The organism is Acinetobacter sp. CY81 (genome assembly GCF_059515925.1).
Window position 1 is genome coordinate 82,986 of the sequence record NZ_JCAKNC010000007.1, and the last position, 14,745, is coordinate 97,730.

The 14,745-nt window shown below is 37.6% G+C and carries 13 protein-coding genes; 7 read left to right on the forward strand and 6 right to left on the reverse strand.

The window, feature by feature from the left end; translation table 11 throughout:
• Positions 1-69: 69 nt before the first annotated feature.
• The gene (gene dsbD, locus AC5YDM_RS09800) at positions 70-1,935 is read left to right on the forward strand and encodes a protein-disulfide reductase DsbD (RefSeq protein WP_496151926.1); all 1,866 of its coding nucleotides are present in this window, start codon (positions 70-72) and stop codon (positions 1,933-1,935) included.
• An 89-nt stretch (positions 1,936-2,024) separates the two neighbouring features.
• On the opposite strand, the gene AC5YDM_RS09805 is transcribed toward dsbD, so the two are convergent.
• From AC5YDM_RS09805 to AC5YDM_RS09830, 6 genes are all read right to left on the reverse strand, one after another.
• Positions 2,025-2,774, reverse strand: a complete 750-nt coding sequence (locus tag AC5YDM_RS09805; RefSeq protein WP_496151927.1) for an ATPase — start codon at positions 2,772-2,774, stop codon at positions 2,025-2,027.
• Positions 2,775-2,777: 3 nt separating this feature from the next.
• Entirely contained in the window at positions 2,778-3,038 is a 261-nt protein-coding gene (locus AC5YDM_RS09810) for a hypothetical protein (protein ID WP_496151928.1), read from the reverse strand.
• 230 nt (positions 3,039-3,268) lie between these two features.
• On the reverse strand, positions 3,269-4,414 hold the full coding sequence (locus AC5YDM_RS09815) for a phospholipase A (RefSeq protein ID WP_496151929.1): 1,146 nt from the start codon (positions 4,412-4,414) through the stop codon (positions 3,269-3,271).
• An 80-nt stretch (positions 4,415-4,494) separates the two neighbouring features.
• The gene (locus AC5YDM_RS09820) at positions 4,495-7,434 is read right to left on the reverse strand and encodes an insulinase family protein (protein ID WP_496151930.1); all 2,940 of its coding nucleotides are present in this window, start codon (positions 7,432-7,434) and stop codon (positions 4,495-4,497) included.
• Positions 7,435-7,704: 270 nt separating this feature from the next.
• Positions 7,705-8,499, reverse strand: a complete 795-nt coding sequence (locus tag AC5YDM_RS09825; RefSeq protein WP_496151931.1) for a COG4705 family protein — start codon at positions 8,497-8,499, stop codon at positions 7,705-7,707.
• A gap of 101 nt (positions 8,500-8,600) precedes the next feature.
• Positions 8,601-9,050, reverse strand: coding sequence for a GNAT family N-acetyltransferase (locus AC5YDM_RS09830; protein WP_496151932.1), 450 nt, complete (start codon positions 9,048-9,050; stop codon positions 8,601-8,603).
• Between the two features lie 135 nt (positions 9,051-9,185).
• Between AC5YDM_RS09830 and AC5YDM_RS09835 the strand changes: the two genes are divergently transcribed.
• From AC5YDM_RS09835 to cydB, 6 genes are all read left to right on the forward strand, one after another.
• Positions 9,186-10,190, forward strand: coding sequence for an adenosine kinase (locus AC5YDM_RS09835; RefSeq protein ID WP_496151933.1), 1,005 nt, complete (start codon positions 9,186-9,188; stop codon positions 10,188-10,190).
• Between the two features lie 14 nt (positions 10,191-10,204).
• Positions 10,205-10,513: a Rieske (2Fe-2S) protein gene (locus AC5YDM_RS09840; protein WP_496151971.1), complete on the forward strand. Its 309-nt coding sequence runs from the start codon at positions 10,205-10,207 to the stop codon at positions 10,511-10,513.
• 14 nt (positions 10,514-10,527) lie between these two features.
• Positions 10,528-11,142 (forward strand): OB-fold-containig protein, encoded by a 615-nt coding sequence (locus AC5YDM_RS09845; RefSeq protein WP_496151934.1) that lies wholly within the window; start codon positions 10,528-10,530, stop codon positions 11,140-11,142.
• Positions 11,143-11,815: 673 nt separating this feature from the next.
• The gene (gene cydP / locus AC5YDM_RS09850) at positions 11,816-12,007 is read left to right on the forward strand and encodes a cytochrome oxidase putative small subunit CydP (RefSeq protein ID WP_496151935.1); all 192 of its coding nucleotides are present in this window, start codon (positions 11,816-11,818) and stop codon (positions 12,005-12,007) included.
• Complete coding sequence (locus AC5YDM_RS09855; RefSeq protein ID WP_496151936.1) at positions 12,007-13,593, forward strand: cytochrome ubiquinol oxidase subunit I; 1,587 nt, start codon at positions 12,007-12,009, stop codon at positions 13,591-13,593. The genes cydP and AC5YDM_RS09855 overlap by 1 nt, the downstream gene beginning before the upstream one ends.
• Positions 13,590-14,735: a cytochrome d ubiquinol oxidase subunit II gene (gene cydB / locus AC5YDM_RS09860; protein ID WP_496151937.1), complete on the forward strand. Its 1,146-nt coding sequence runs from the start codon at positions 13,590-13,592 to the stop codon at positions 14,733-14,735. Before AC5YDM_RS09855 ends, cydB begins: the two co-directional genes overlap by 4 nt.
• The last annotated feature ends 10 nt before the right edge of the window (positions 14,736-14,745 follow it).

A 14,745-nucleotide genomic window follows, 5' to 3' on the forward strand; every position in this document is an offset into this window, starting at 1 on the left:
CAATAATAATCAAATTAATCAAGTTGTAGGGTATTGGATTTGCGAACAATTTATTCACTAGGTTTAGCAATGTTGCTAAGTACTAGCCCGCTTACATTCGCAAACTCTGAGTTTTTAGCTGCGGATCAAGCCTTTCAGTTTTCCGCAGAATCCACCTCTACAGATCAAGTTCAATTGAACTGGAAAATTCTACCTCATTATTATTTGTATCATGATCAATTTAAAATCAGCACATCAGGACTAAGTGTTGAATTTAAACTGCCAAAAGGTGAAAAGAAAGATGATCCAACTTTTGGCATCACTGAGGTTCATTACAATCAAGTTTCGACTCAAATCAAGGTTAAGCCCAATTCTAATTATAAAATCACTTGGCAAGGCTGTTCCCAAGATGGTTTGTGTTATCCCTTACAGTCAAAAAGTATTAGTACCGATAAAGATGGCTTAATTCCACAACAAAGCATTAAGAGCGATGTATTTTCACAAAAAAATAATAATGACAATTTAATTTATCAAGGCACTTCAAGCCTGCAAGATAATGTCATCAATAGCGGAGACACTAATCAAGCCACAAATAGGTTAGAAAATACAAATGTAATTCAAGATATACAAGAAGCCGATCAAAATCCGCAATTTGAAAATGAATTAAGTGATACAACGTCATTACAATGGAATGATGATCGATCCTTTTTTAGTTTACTTTCAGAAGATTCAGTTTGGCTCAATCTGTTTATCTTTTTTGGCTTAGGGATATTGTTGGCTTTCTTGCCTTGCTCATTACCACTCATTCCGATTATTTCTTCTCTTATTATTCAACGTAGATCTGGATTTCGAGCTGCTACTATTGCATCCGCTTTTATTATAAGCATGGCTGCTGTATATGGATTGATGGGGATTTTTGTCGCTGAAATTGGTTATAGCTTCCAGCGTTGGTTTCAAAGTCCTTGGGTTATTTCGTTTTTTGCGGGCTTATTTGTTTTATTTGCATTGAACTTATTTGGTTTGTTTCAGTTAAGTATACCTCAATCTTGGTTAGATCGTTTAAATCGGTTTCAGGATCAGCAGAAATCAGGAACGCTGATTGGTACTATGGCAATGGGTGCACTTTCAGCACTTATCGTTGGTCCATGCATGAGTGCTCCACTTGCAGGCGCATTGTTATTTGTCTCTCAAAACCATGATGCATCTATGGGTGGCGTATATTTATTTATTCTTGGCTTAGGCATTGGTTTCCCTTTATTTATCGCATGTGTTTTTGGCTCAAAGTTGCTGCCTAAACCAGGCGAATGGATGAATAACCTAAAAATTCTATTTGGATTTTTAATGCTTGGGCTTGCTGTGTATTTCATTCGCCCGATGCTAAGTACTGACCTTTACTATTACGCCTTAGCGCTTATTTCACTTATTGCTGTTTTATATGCCTTCAGTATCATTTTAAAAAGTCAAAATCCTGTGCAACGTATTTGTATTGCCCTTATTGGTCTTACGACTTTATATTTTTCTTATAACAATATTATACAAGGCTTAGCGGTTGCTAAAATTGAACGAGTCGAATCTAGTTTACATTCATGGAAAAGTGTAACCACATTACAAGCATTGAATAATGCACTCTCTGAGGCAAAAAGCTTAAATAAAATCGCCGTTGTCGATGTCTACGCAGATTGGTGCGTTGCTTGCCAACCTATTGAAAATGAAGTGTTCCCTCGTATGGATGTACAACAATCCCTAAATGATTTTTATCTGATTAAATTAGATCTATCTATACAAAATGAATCACAAGATCTGATTTTGAAACAACATGAAATTTTGGGTCCACCTACACTTTTATTCTTTGATCAAAACGGTCAAGAAATCAGAAAAATTCGTCTAACAGGTACCTTTAAAGCAGAAACACTGATTAAGCATTTACACATGTTATCTAAACCTGTGTCCAATTAAAGATTTTTGATTATTTTATTCGAAAATGATCACGCGAGATAATTTACACGTGATGAATCTCGCTAGTGAATAATGTTTAATTAAACCTGTCATTCATCTGTGAATTCACTTAAAACTTTATCTACAAACCATGCTGGATACTGTTTTAATTCGGGATTCAGTTTGAGCTGTTCAGCAGATTGTATTTCCGCCAAAAAAGATGCTTTTTGACCATTACTAGAATTATCAAATAAGAAACAGCGATCACTGTGTTCCACAGCAGACATTAACAAATCTAAACTTCGATAATATCGCTCACGAATTTTATGTTCAGGAACAATATGACCACCAGTTTGAACACGATAATGTACGCGACCAATATTGATTTCTGGATCGACTGTCGCGACATAATATAAATACGTTTTAAAGCCTTTTTGCTGCGCTTGTTTTAAAAAATCAACTTTGCTTTCATGAGACATGACAGTTTCGAATGTAAAACTGATCTTCAATGTGAGAAATTCAAAACGAATAAAATCAATAATTCTTGCTGCAAGATATGAATCAATATCAAATGATGAAAATTGAATGATTTTTTGTTGAACCACTGGATTTTGTGACAATAGTGGAGAAATCAAATCTCCAAGTTTTTTATTTTTAGATGTTAAAAAATCAATGAGTTTAGATGCATCTAAACAGTCATGATAATGAGATAAATCGAGTATTTGAGTTTGCTTGAGTTGTTTTTCTAAATCATCAGCATTTAAATATGCCCCTATTTGATGGGGCAATAAATATTGAATAATGGTACTTTTACCTGATCCATTAGGACCAGCAAACATTCGTATACGTGGTTGCGACAAGACTTAGCCTAAAGCTGCCATTTTTCTTTTGCGTTTAAGCACAGTGTGTTTTGACTTTGGTGCAAGGTATGCCATTGCCAAATCTTTTAATACCACAATGTCTCCATTTTCTTGCTTTTGAAGTAATTTTTGATTTTCAACATACACAACAGCTTCAGCCGTTGAATGCGCAGATTCAAAAGCTTGATGAAATGCATGAATTGCCAGCTTCGGAATTAATGCTTCCTCACCTACTGTTGTATGCATTGTTGTAAATGTCGACATAATCCACCTCAAAATTCATGGTTATTTATAAAACACATGATCATCTCTTGTAGAGACTGATTTCATATTATCACATCAGCTATATTTGTCTAATAATACAGCAATACCTTACAAAATAATGACAGCATCTGTACTTCGCACCTTTAACTAAATAAGGTTTAACTAGAATAAAAAAAGCCACTTTAAAAAGTGGCTTTAAGATTTATAGGGATATTTCTAAATACATTTACTTAAAATGCATTCATCAGAGACACACCTAAACCTACATAGGTTGCACGGTGGTTATAATCAATCAAACTTTCGCCATAACCATCAAAAAGTTGGAAATGTCCACGGAGTTTTCCACTGATTGGAAATGCCCAATCAAATTGTGCTGCGCCTCGTGCATCATCCCCACCTTTGAGTGAATGACGAAGCATGAGTGTAAAGTCATGATCATTCCAACGATAGAACGTTGTTAGATCACCACGCCCAATATAGTTCTTAATATCGGGGTTGTTATCATCTTTAAAATCTTCTTCAAGACGATACCAAGGACGAATCATCATAGCGAAGTTGTCTTTTTCAAAACCAAGATTTAACATCACGCGGTTCCAACTTCTTGAAAGTGGATCAGAACGCCCATTGGATTGGTGATTAAACGTAAGACCCAACAATCGACCATTCAAACCCAATAGATTGTAATTGGTGTGAAAAATCAAACTGGCTTCAGGTTCATAGTTAGTTTCACGAAACGGACGTGACTCTTCAGAATTGTAGACTTGCCAACGAGATGATTGCGTATAGCCCAACCAAATATCACCATTATCGCCAATTAAGTTTTCAACAGCTTTGGTTTTGAGTGAAATCTGGAATTTAGCTTCCATTGATTTTAAATTTTGGTCATCTTGAACGGTGTTTTGAGGATTTGGACTCTTTGGAAATTCATTTTTATCTGTTGTCCAGAAAGCTGGAAGTAAATAAACGGGCTGATGCGCACGTATATTCCAAGTCCCTAACTTACTATCTGCTGAAAGTTCCCAACGTTTATCGAGCAGAGAGGTTTTTGGATCAACTTGATCCCCTTCAACGCTAAATAGATTTTCGACTTTATCTTCGATTTTAGCTTTTAGAGTTTCAGGCTCAGGCTTTACTTCAAGTTCTGCCGCTGCACGTTGTTCAGAAACAAGTACAGGACTTTGCTGAGGTACTTTAAACAAGGCATCATAGCAAGCCAAACGATCTGCATTAGACTCTAGCGCCGTACAAGCCTGAGAACTTGCTGGATTAATCTGTGCAGATGGATCTTGTGCATGAGCGGAAGATACGCCTCCAAACCCAAGCATCATAGAGATGCTCAGGTTCAAAGGAGTGCGTTCAAGTGTTTTGAACAACATAGAAAACTCCCCAAAAGGTTTTTATATAATTGTTGAAATAAACCATTCAACGTCCATGTATGGTTTATTGAGTTAGTTTATTAATTGACTTGTTTTATTTCGAACCCTAATTGCTCAAGTGTTTCTTTCTTGGTAATCGGAGCAACAACCGCTTTAACAGGTTTTTGTTCCACCAAATAAGTCTGAGCAACACGTTTAAGATCATCCAGCGTTACATTCAGTAAACGTTCGCGTAGCATTTTTCTAAATGTAGGTGTACGACCATGCAACAATGCATAACACGCTGTAATTGCTTCGCCTGCTGGAGAACCGGGTTTATCCATTCCTGAAACTAAACCAAGGATTGCTTCTTCAAGTTGATGTGGCTGTTGCTCAGTATTCAATAACCAATCAATACTTGCTTCGAAATCTTTGAATGTTTCAGCAAGACGTGGATCACGGTAGCTATAGAAACGGAAAGAACAAGCATTGCCGTCATAAGATGCTCCACCACCATACGCTCCGCCTTTTTCACGGATTGCACTGTGTAAGAAGCCATTACGTAAATATCCTGCTAAAGCCATCAATGGTGCAGCATCAGGATGCGATACATCAACGGCTTGGTATGCAGATGCACAGAATTGTACATTGGCTTGAATGATCCAAGCTTCATCATTTTGAGTATTTTCAAAGTTGGGTTTTGCTAATTCGATCGGCGTAAGGTCGATTGCCAATTTGTCCCAAACATTTTGAATCTCTTCAATCAGACGATCGGAATGATGTTCTTCACAAACCAATAAGAACTGCTTAGGCGCTAATAATAAAGTCTGATGAATCGCTTTTAATTGATTAATTAAGTCGTTATAGGCATTTTCATCTTTTTCAATCTGAGAGACTAAATCCGTTAACCAATTCAGTGCACCTAGACCTGTAATATTGTAGTCTCGTTCAGCTAAGGCACTCATATTACGAGATGCGATTTGCATTGCATAACTATGTCCTGAACCAGACAAGCGTGAAGCCCAACGCGTTTTACGTTGTTGCAACAACTCGATAATGCGATCTTTTTCGTCAAAACGTAATTTTTCAAATGCTAATTTTAACAATTGAATTGTATCGAGTTTATCCGTCAAAGATTTCGTAGTTAGGGTTAACCAACCGCTAATTTTACCTTTATTATCCACTTTACTACGTAAAGATGCGCCCATACCTAAACCGCCGCTGACAGCAGTTTGGAGTTGTTGCAATTCTAAGTAGCCATATTCACCAGCACCAACTTCACCCATCAAAATAGACAGTAAGTTGAAATACGGTGAATGAAGTACATCTTCAGGAATTTTGATCAGTACTTGTTGGTAATAAATACCATTGGTACCTGCATGGTACAAATTCAAAGGCGTATCAAGGTTATTGCTAATAATTTCACGCAACTGACCTTGTACAATCGCCAATTCAGCAGGAATATCTTCCAACCCTACTTTAGGCAATAGATCTAAATTATCAGGTGTAGCTTGACGTTCATTTAAAGCTTCAGTTTGACGAATGATTTCAGCTTTATCTGCTTCAGTCAGTTGAGCGCCAATTGCAGCTAAACGTGCTTTTTCAGCCTCAGCTTCTTTTGCAGATTTGGTCGCATCAGGGATCAAGGTCATTTGTACACGATGTGGATTATCAATCAAATGTGTTTTGATTAAATTTGAAATCCACATTGGATCTTTCAATTCTTCTTTGACTTTTTCAATGGTCGCATCCACATCCCAAACTTCGATTGGGTCGTTGTGGTGAATCGCACTACCCAAACCATTTAAGATCAAGCTCAGACCATAAGGCGTTCCATCACCACCGATCTCTCGTTGATGCAATTCAATTTGATGAAGAATCGCATCGATCATTGCAGGATCAACAGGTTTTGAAGCAACCTCTTCAAGGATACCCATTACGCCGTTTTTAAAAGTTTCAGCATGTTCGGCATTTGATCCTTGGATACCACAGTAGAACGTCATTTCGAAGTTAGAGTCATCTAAGCCCATGATTGGCCCAGTAGACTGTGCATAACCGCAGGTCTCTAAGTAATGACGAAGTGGTGATGCAGAGTCTTCGAGTAGAATCCCTTCAGCTAAACGTAAACCTAAACGAAGTTTTGTGTCACTCGATTCAGGCAATAACCATGACAAAATGTGATACGTTTTATCTTTAAGATCTTCAGCATCTACCGCATAAGTTTCAGTCACTGCAATCGGTGCTGCTAAACGCTGTTCATGAATCGAATGAATGGTTTGACCTTTTTCAAACTTAGAGAGCGCTAAGGTTTCGAATTGCTCTTGAAGCTCATAAGCAGATTGATTACCAAAAGTCATGAAAATCGCATTACTTGGGTGGTAATGTGATTTATAGAAATCTACTAACTCTTGGTAAGTTAGATCAGGAATATCTTTTGGATCACCACCTGAATTGTAGTGGTAGGTTGTTTTAGGGAATAAATGATGCGCAAGCTGATGGTAGAGCTGATCTGAAGGTGAACTCATTGCACCTTTCATTTCGTTGAATACCACGCCTTTATAAACAGGCTCACCATTTTCCAACTCAATACGAATACCCTCTTGAGCAAAATCAAGTGGGTTCAAATTGGCAGCGAAAGCCGCATCTAAATAAACAGAAAGTAAGTTTTGAAAGTCTTTTTTATTCTGAGTCGCAAATGGATACGCCGTCCAATCTGCGGCAGTAAAAGCGTTCATAAACGTATTTAATGAACGGCGAATCATCAAGAAAAACGGATCACGTACTGGGAACTTTTCAGAACCACATAACGCAGTGTGTTCTAAAATATGCGCCTCACCTTTTGAGTCCATTGGTTGTGTGCGGAATGCAACCAAGAAAACATTTTCATCATGCTCTGATGCAAGGTGGAAATGAACAGCATTGGTGACTTTATGACGATATTCGGTAACCAGAATATCGAGTGCGGCTACATGGTGTTGACGTACCAACTGAAACGCAGGATGAATAGTTTGAGAAATGGTTTCAGTGACATCTACTGTCATGTGAGCTCCTAAATGTAAGTTTTGTGACATAAAAAGCATTATACCGACTCTGAGGTACAATTCATCTGTTAATCGTAGGCTTATACAAATTTAATCATACTATTTTAGTTGGTTAAATTTTTTTAGATGATTTTTATTTTTTTAAAAACATTTTTTAATTTTGCTTAGGCTATTTTAAGCTCTAAATGAATGGATAAGTAATAAAAAAGCCCAAATATATTGAGCTTTTTCATTTCGTTAATGTCTTTACTGAGGATTTTAGGCATTAAATTAATAAGCGTTATTGAGTTTAGGGTTTTTGCGATGAGCAATATAAATACAAATAAATATAGCCACCAATAAAACGATAGATGCTGTATAGCGGCTTAAATCTAGCCCACCCGATGCAATTGGCTTATCTAAAAAATCACCAACGACTGCCCCTAAAGGTCTCGTTAAGACAAAAGCACTCCAAAACAACAATGTCTTAGAGATATTCGTCCAAAAATATAAACCAACAATGAATAAAATAAGACCTGAAAATAAGATAATTCCACCCGTATAGCCCAGTCCCGCAGTGTCTGCAGACCAATCCCCTAAGGCAGTGCCGAGTGTTTGAGAAAAAGTAATCGTGATCCAATAGAAAAGTTCTGCTCTAGGGAAATTGACGATATGCGGAGAAATACTCCCCTCAACTTTGTACCAAGTGAATAACGAAGCCAATACCAAACTGAGTAGAATGGTTGTTCCACCGATATAGCCAAGTCCAAGTGATCGATCAACAAAATCAGCCAAAGTCGTACCAACGGTTGTACTTGCAATAATGGTGAACCAATACAGGTAAGGTTTATAGGATTTAGCAGAAATCTGGAAATACAGTAAAACCATAAAAATGGCTGCAAAAATAAAAGTACTCAGCAAGTAGCCTAAATTCATCGACATGGATAAGGCATCACCTGCTGTTTCACCAAAAGTAGTTGCTAATATTTTAGTGGTCCAGAAAATTAAGGTGACTTCAGGTACTTTAGACAGCACTAAATCTGAAATTTGATGTTTGGTATGTTGATGTTGTTCTAATACTTTCATTGAACAGACTCCAGAAGGTCTGTTCCTTAAATTATGCTGTAAAACTTAAAACATGATTAAAGCCCAAAAATTTGAGCTTTAATCCTTTGTTTAGAGAACGACTAAATCAAATATTTAAAATAGTTATAATTTGAATGATTTTGTACATAAACATAATTCATTTTTTGATAAAAATTCGATGCAGACTTGGTATCTGTTTGAAGACACAGTGCAGAAAAGTTTTGAATCGCTTTTTTCTCTAAATACTGCAACAGCATCTTACCAACACCGTGCTGTCTGTATTTAGGCAACACATAGAAACGTCGAACACGTCCGATTTTACTTTGGTTTTCATCTTCGCTACGCTGTTGATTCAGTCCGCCACAAGCAATGAGTTTTTCGCCATCATATGCCAATAAAAAGAACTCACCAGCCTGATCGAAGCGATTGACACCATTTTCAAATTCTTCAATTAAACGATGTACAAAACTAAACCCTTCTTTGTCTGACTGCTTTGCCAACTCAGAAATTGCTTTTGGTAATACTTCTACTTGTTTAATTTCAATCTTCATAAATCTTTATCGCAAAATCCTTTCCGTTATTTATATACCAATATGCGTCATAAAACTTGAATTTTATGCACTAAACTATAGTTAATCTGAGTATTCGTGTAAACTTTCCCTTTTTAATTTTATGTGATTGATAACATGGCTACTGTTGATCTTTTTGCAATTGGTAACGCACTCATTGACCAAGAATTTAAAGTTTCAGATGACTTTTTAATTCAACAAAATTTGCAAAAAGGTACCATGCAACTCACAGATGGCGAAACTCAAGCGCAACTTTTTGAAAATCTTCAACAAACGCAAGCCTATAAAGGGCAAGCTGCTGGCGGTTCTGCTGCCAATACCACGGTTGCTTTTAGCGCTCTAGGTGGTCAAGCTTTTTACGGTTGCCGTGTGGGTAATGATGACTTAGGTCAAATTTATTTAGCAGGCTTGAACGATGCAGGTATCCAAACTTCTCGTAAATCAATCAGTGAAGGTGTAACTGGTACATGTATGGTTCTTGTGAGTGATGACTCAGAACGTACAATGCATACTTATTTGGGTATTACTGCTGAATTATCAGATCAACAGATTGAACTTGAGCCATTAAAAACAGCGAAATGGTTATATATCGAAGGATATTTATCTACCAGTGACACTGCACGTGAAGCAGTTAAACAAGCACGTCAAATTGCACGTGATCATGGTGTAAAAATCGCACTGACGTTGTCAGATCCAGCTATGGTTCAATATGCTCGTGCAGGCTTAGATGATTTAATTGCCGATGGCGTAGACTTATTGTTCTGTAATGAACAAGAAGCTTTAATGTATACGCAAACCGAGACAATTGATGCTGCATTAGAAAAACTAAAAACGTTAAGTGATCAAATTGTGATTACATTAGGTGCAAATGGTGCATTGGTTTCAACCAAAGATGACTTGATTCGCGTTAATGGTCGTAAAGTCGTTGCTGTAGATACGAATGGTGCTGGCGATGCATTCTCAGGTGCTTTTTTATATGCATTAAATGCAGGTAAAGATTTACAAACGGCTACTGAATTGGCTATCTTAATTTCGAGTCAAGTGGTCTCTCAATTTGGTCCACGCCTTGACGTTAAAGATTACGCTAAATTATTAAATGAGTTCCAAACGGAAATCGCATAATGAATAAAATTTGCATGATGGAAGAAGTTCCTGAACGTGAAGCACGTGCTTTTGACACTGAAGATGGCGATACCATTTTCATCACACAGCGTGATGGATCTTTTTACGCTTATCAGAATGTCTGTCCTCACCTTCAAGTAGAACTTGAATTCTTGGAAAACCAATTCCTCGACCAAGATCAAGAGTTCATTCAATGCTCTACACATGGTGCATTATTTGAAGTGGAAACAGGTCTGTGTATTTCTGGTCCATGCCAAGGCGATACCCTTGAAAAAGTGAATATCAAAGTTCACTCTGACGGTGGAATCTACCTAGAAGATTAATTCGAGAATCAGCCATGCTTGAACTGTTTTTTGCATATGACTTAATCCCTTTTCATTTAAGTGTTGTGATGCTTATTCTGCTCAGTATGGCTGAAACTTTAGGCTATTATATCGGTTTAAGACCCAGTACCTTTCTCAAAAAAATAGCACCACAATGGCTATCAAACTCGCCTCTCGTGCAAGTTAAATTTTCTAAAGTTCTTATTTTTGTATTCTTGCTCATCAATTTCAGTTTTGCAGGCTACATGTTGCAACTGACTAGTTTTGCATATCAAAAAACGTTAATGCCTTGGTTCTACGCCATCATTCCGGCTTTGATCATCGCGATATTCTTTACTGTTTTTATGATTCATTGCTTGGATCAAGTCATACGCCCTAACTTTCAACAAACTAAAACGATTCTGCTTGGACGTTTAGCAACGGTATCGAGTGGAAATGCACGCCCAGGGTTTTCAGCCCAAGCACGTGTTCGAGATGAATTCGGTCAATTACACTATGTTCAAGTTGAACCTGAATTTGGTGAAATTGAAATTCAATCCCAAATACTTTTGATTCGATATAAAAAATCTCATTACATTGCGAAAAAAATCGCACCATCCAATCAATTATTCAACGTAGATCAACTCTAATCTCTCTGATTTTCCTGACTACGCTATATCCCTGTAAATGATAGCTCCCCTTATAGATTGTTTTATCTGTATCAAACCATATGCGTCTATAACACAGCAAGCTCAGATCAAATTTTGCTTTAGCAGACAGACTTTAATCGTTGGTTAAGCTTATTTGAGTGATATGAAATCATTAGTTCTCAAACTCCTTGATAAACTACATCTCCATACAAAAGCCGTTCGTTAAAAATGTTACATCCAAATCGGCAAATAGCACTACATTTTCGAAAGAATAAGTAAATCATTTTTACTCTTTGAAGTGGCAACTCACATATCAATTAAATTGATAATAAATATATTATAATTCAGAATATTTATCCCAAGTGTTTTAGTCCATTTAATTTGTCTAATAAAAAAATAAAAACCAAGATTAAAAAATATATTCTGAGTGAATTAGTTGGTATTAATTTAAATTAAATCCGACTGTTTTTGTCATATTTAAATTATTAATTCTAACCATTTTAGTCGGGTATTATAATGAAAACATTTTGAATATTTTTTGATTTATTTTTACTTTAAGTTATTGATATATATTAATTATAAAATTAATTATTATTTATAATTTTTAAGCTATTTATTTTATGTTTACTTTTGTTTAATAATATAAAGGTATCAATAAAACACGGCTTTATTTATGAGCTTAAATACCAAAAATTCAAACAAAAATCTCGTTAGAGAAATCACATTAATTCTAATTATTAAAGTGATTATTTTAATGGTGATTAAAAATATTTGGTTTGATGCCCCTACCATTCCCAAAGATTTTGATAATCAAATTGCTGAGCGTATCGCTGGCAGTCCTTCCCCAACCAAGGAGACACGTTGATGATTTCTGAAAGCGTGGTCGATCTTTCGCGGTTCCAATTTGCAATGACCGCGATGTATCACTTTATATTTGTACCACTTACGCTAGGGCTTGCCTTTCTTCTTGCCATTATGGAAACCACTTACGTGGTTACAGGTAAGGAAATCTACCGTGACATGACCAAATTTTGGGGTAAATTGTTCGGTATTAACTTCGCTTTAGGTGTGACCACGGGTTTAACCATGGAATTTCAGTTCGGGACGAACTGGGCGTACTACTCACACTACGTTGGTGATATTTTCGGAGCACCACTTGCAATCGAAGGATTGATGGCATTTTTCCTAGAATCGACTTTCATTGGTCTGTTCTTCTTTGGCTGGGATCGCCTGTCTAAGTTCCAACATTTGGCTGTAACATGGTTAGTTGCGATTGGTTCCAATATGTCCGCATTATGGATTTTGGTTGCCAATGGCTGGATGCAAAACCCTGTCGGCGCTGCGTTTAACTATGAAACCATGCGTATGGAAATGGTTGACTTTGGCGCATTGATTTTTAACCCTGTGGCACAGGTTAAGTTCGTACACACCGTTTCGGCAGGTTATGTCACTGGTGCAATCTTTGTCTTGGCTATTTCAAGTTATTACTTACTGAAAAAACAAGATTTACCGTTTGCACGTCGTTCATTTGCTATTGCTGCCATTTTTGGTTTAGCGTCAACATTATCTGTAATTTTACTGGGCGATGAGTCTGGCTATGAATTAGGTGATGTACAAAAAACTAAACTGGCTGCAATCGAAGCAGAATGGGATACACACCCTGCACCGGCTGCATTTACGTTGTTTGGTATTCCAAATGAAGAAACTCAGACGACGGACTACGCTGTCAAAATTCCATACGCCATGGGTCTGATTGCTACACGGTCAACCACTGAAGAAGTCACAGGCATTAAAGACCTGATTACACAGCATGAACAACGCATTCGTAATGGTATGGTCTCTTATGCACAGTTAGAGCAACTTCGTGGTGGCGACAAGTCACCTGAACTATTGGCTGCATTTGAAGCTTCTCAAAAAGATTTAGGCTATGGCTTACTGTTGAAGAAATACACACCAAATGTCGTTGATGCAACAGAAGAGCAAATTAAATCTGCTGCCGCTGACACCATTCCACATGTACCAAGTCTTTTCTGGGCATTCCGTGCAATGGTTGGTTCTGGTTTCTTAATGTTAGTGTTGTTTGCCCTTGCTACATTTGCCGTATTTAAACGTAATTTAGAAAGTAAACCATGGTTACTCAAGTTTGCTCTGATTTCACTACCATTGCCTTGGGTTGCTGCGCAAACAGGTTGGTATGTTGCTGAAGTTGGTCGTCAACCTTGGACCATTGGTGAAGTTTTACCTACATATTTATCTGCTTCGACCATCAGCTCTGCAGACGTATGGGGTTCTATCATTGCGTTAGCATCTTTCTACACGGTACTGCTCATCATTGAAATGTACTTAATGATCAAATTCTCTCGCCTAGGCCCAAGTTCTTTACATACTGGTAAATACCATTTTGAAAAACTTGAAGCTGCTAAAAAAGCGAATGAGGAGTCTCAAGCATGATCGAATATGAATTATTAAAAATCATCTGGTGGGTTCTCGTTGGTGTATTACTGATTGGTTTCGCACTGACCGATGGCTTTGACATGGGCTCAATGGCAATCATGCCATTCGTAGGAAAAACAGATGATGAACGTCGTGCGGCAATCAATACGATTGCCCCACACTGGGATGGTAACCAAGTTTGGTTTATTACCGCAGGTGGTGCATTATTTGCAGCTTGGCCAATGGTCTACGCGACAGCCTTCTCAGGGATGTATTGGGCACTGCTTTTAGTCCTGTTTGCTTTATTTCTCAGACCTGTCGGATTCGACTACCGCTCTAAACTTGAAAATACCCAATGGCGTACGTCATGGGATTGGGGTTTAGCGATTGGTGGTGCAGTACCTGCATTGGTCTTTGGTGTGGCATTCGGTAACATGTTCCTTGGCGTTCCTTTCACCTTAGATGAGACTGTACGCTCAACCTATACAGGTAGTTTCTTTGCTCTGCTCAATCCATTTGCATTGATCTGCGGCATCGTGAGTTTATCTATGCTCTGTGCACATGGTGGTGCTTGGCTCATGCTACGTACCGATGGTGATTTACGTGCACGTTCTGCTCAAGCAACCAAAATCATGGGTATCGTGTTCTTAGTGTGCTTCTTAGGCGCAGGTGCATGGTTATACTTCGGCAATATTCAAGGTTATACATTAGTTCAACCATTTGATACCAATGGTGTAGCGAACCCTCTAGCTAAAGAAGTTTTGACCAATGCTAACCCAGGTTGGATGAACAACTACTCTGATTATCCAATTACCATGATTGCGCCAATTATGGCAACGCTTGGCGGTTTGATCATTATATTGGGTGCATCTAAATCTAAAGCAGGCATTACCTTTACAGGTTCGTCTTTAGCAGTAACAGGTGCAATCTTAACAGCAGGTTTTGCCTTATTCCCATTCTTAATGCCATCAAGCTTAAATCCAACAGTAAGCTTGACCATGTGGGATGCTGTTTCAAGTAAAAATACCTTAACTGTCATGACAGTTGCAGCATGTATTTTCGTTCCATTGATTCTCATCTACACCACTTGGTGCTACTACAAGATGTGGGGTGTGATCACCAATAAACACGTACAAGAAAATACACATAGCCTGTATTAAGCAATAAGGA

Excerpts from the sequence above, each read along its gene's own strand:
- AC5YDM_RS09820 (WP_496151930.1), bottom strand. The coding sequence starts at position 7,434 with ATGACAGTAGATGTCACTGAAACCATTTCTCAAACTATTCATCCTGCG.
- AC5YDM_RS09855 (WP_496151936.1), top strand. The coding sequence starts at position 12,007 with ATGATTTCTGAAAGCGTGGTCGATCTTTCGCGGTTCCAATTTGCAATG.
- dsbD (WP_496151926.1), top strand. The coding sequence starts at position 70 with ATGTTGCTAAGTACTAGCCCGCTTACATTCGCAAACTCTGAGTTTTTA.
- cydP (WP_496151935.1), top strand. The coding sequence starts at position 11,816 with ATGAGCTTAAATACCAAAAATTCAAACAAAAATCTCGTTAGAGAAATC.
- AC5YDM_RS09840 (WP_496151971.1), top strand. The coding sequence starts at position 10,205 with ATGATGGAAGAAGTTCCTGAACGTGAAGCACGTGCTTTTGACACTGAA.
- cydB (WP_496151937.1), top strand. The coding sequence starts at position 13,590 with ATGATCGAATATGAATTATTAAAAATCATCTGGTGGGTTCTCGTTGGT.
- AC5YDM_RS09845 (WP_496151934.1), top strand. The coding sequence starts at position 10,528 with ATGCTTGAACTGTTTTTTGCATATGACTTAATCCCTTTTCATTTAAGT.
- AC5YDM_RS09825 (WP_496151931.1), bottom strand. The coding sequence starts at position 8,499 with ATGAAAGTATTAGAACAACATCAACATACCAAACATCAAATTTCAGAT.
- AC5YDM_RS09815 (WP_496151929.1), bottom strand. The coding sequence starts at position 4,414 with ATGTTGTTCAAAACACTTGAACGCACTCCTTTGAACCTGAGCATCTCT.
- AC5YDM_RS09810 (WP_496151928.1), bottom strand. The coding sequence starts at position 3,038 with ATGTCGACATTTACAACAATGCATACAACAGTAGGTGAGGAAGCATTA.
- AC5YDM_RS09830 (WP_496151932.1), bottom strand. The coding sequence starts at position 9,050 with ATGAAGATTGAAATTAAACAAGTAGAAGTATTACCAAAAGCAATTTCT.
- AC5YDM_RS09835 (WP_496151933.1), top strand. The coding sequence starts at position 9,186 with ATGGCTACTGTTGATCTTTTTGCAATTGGTAACGCACTCATTGACCAA.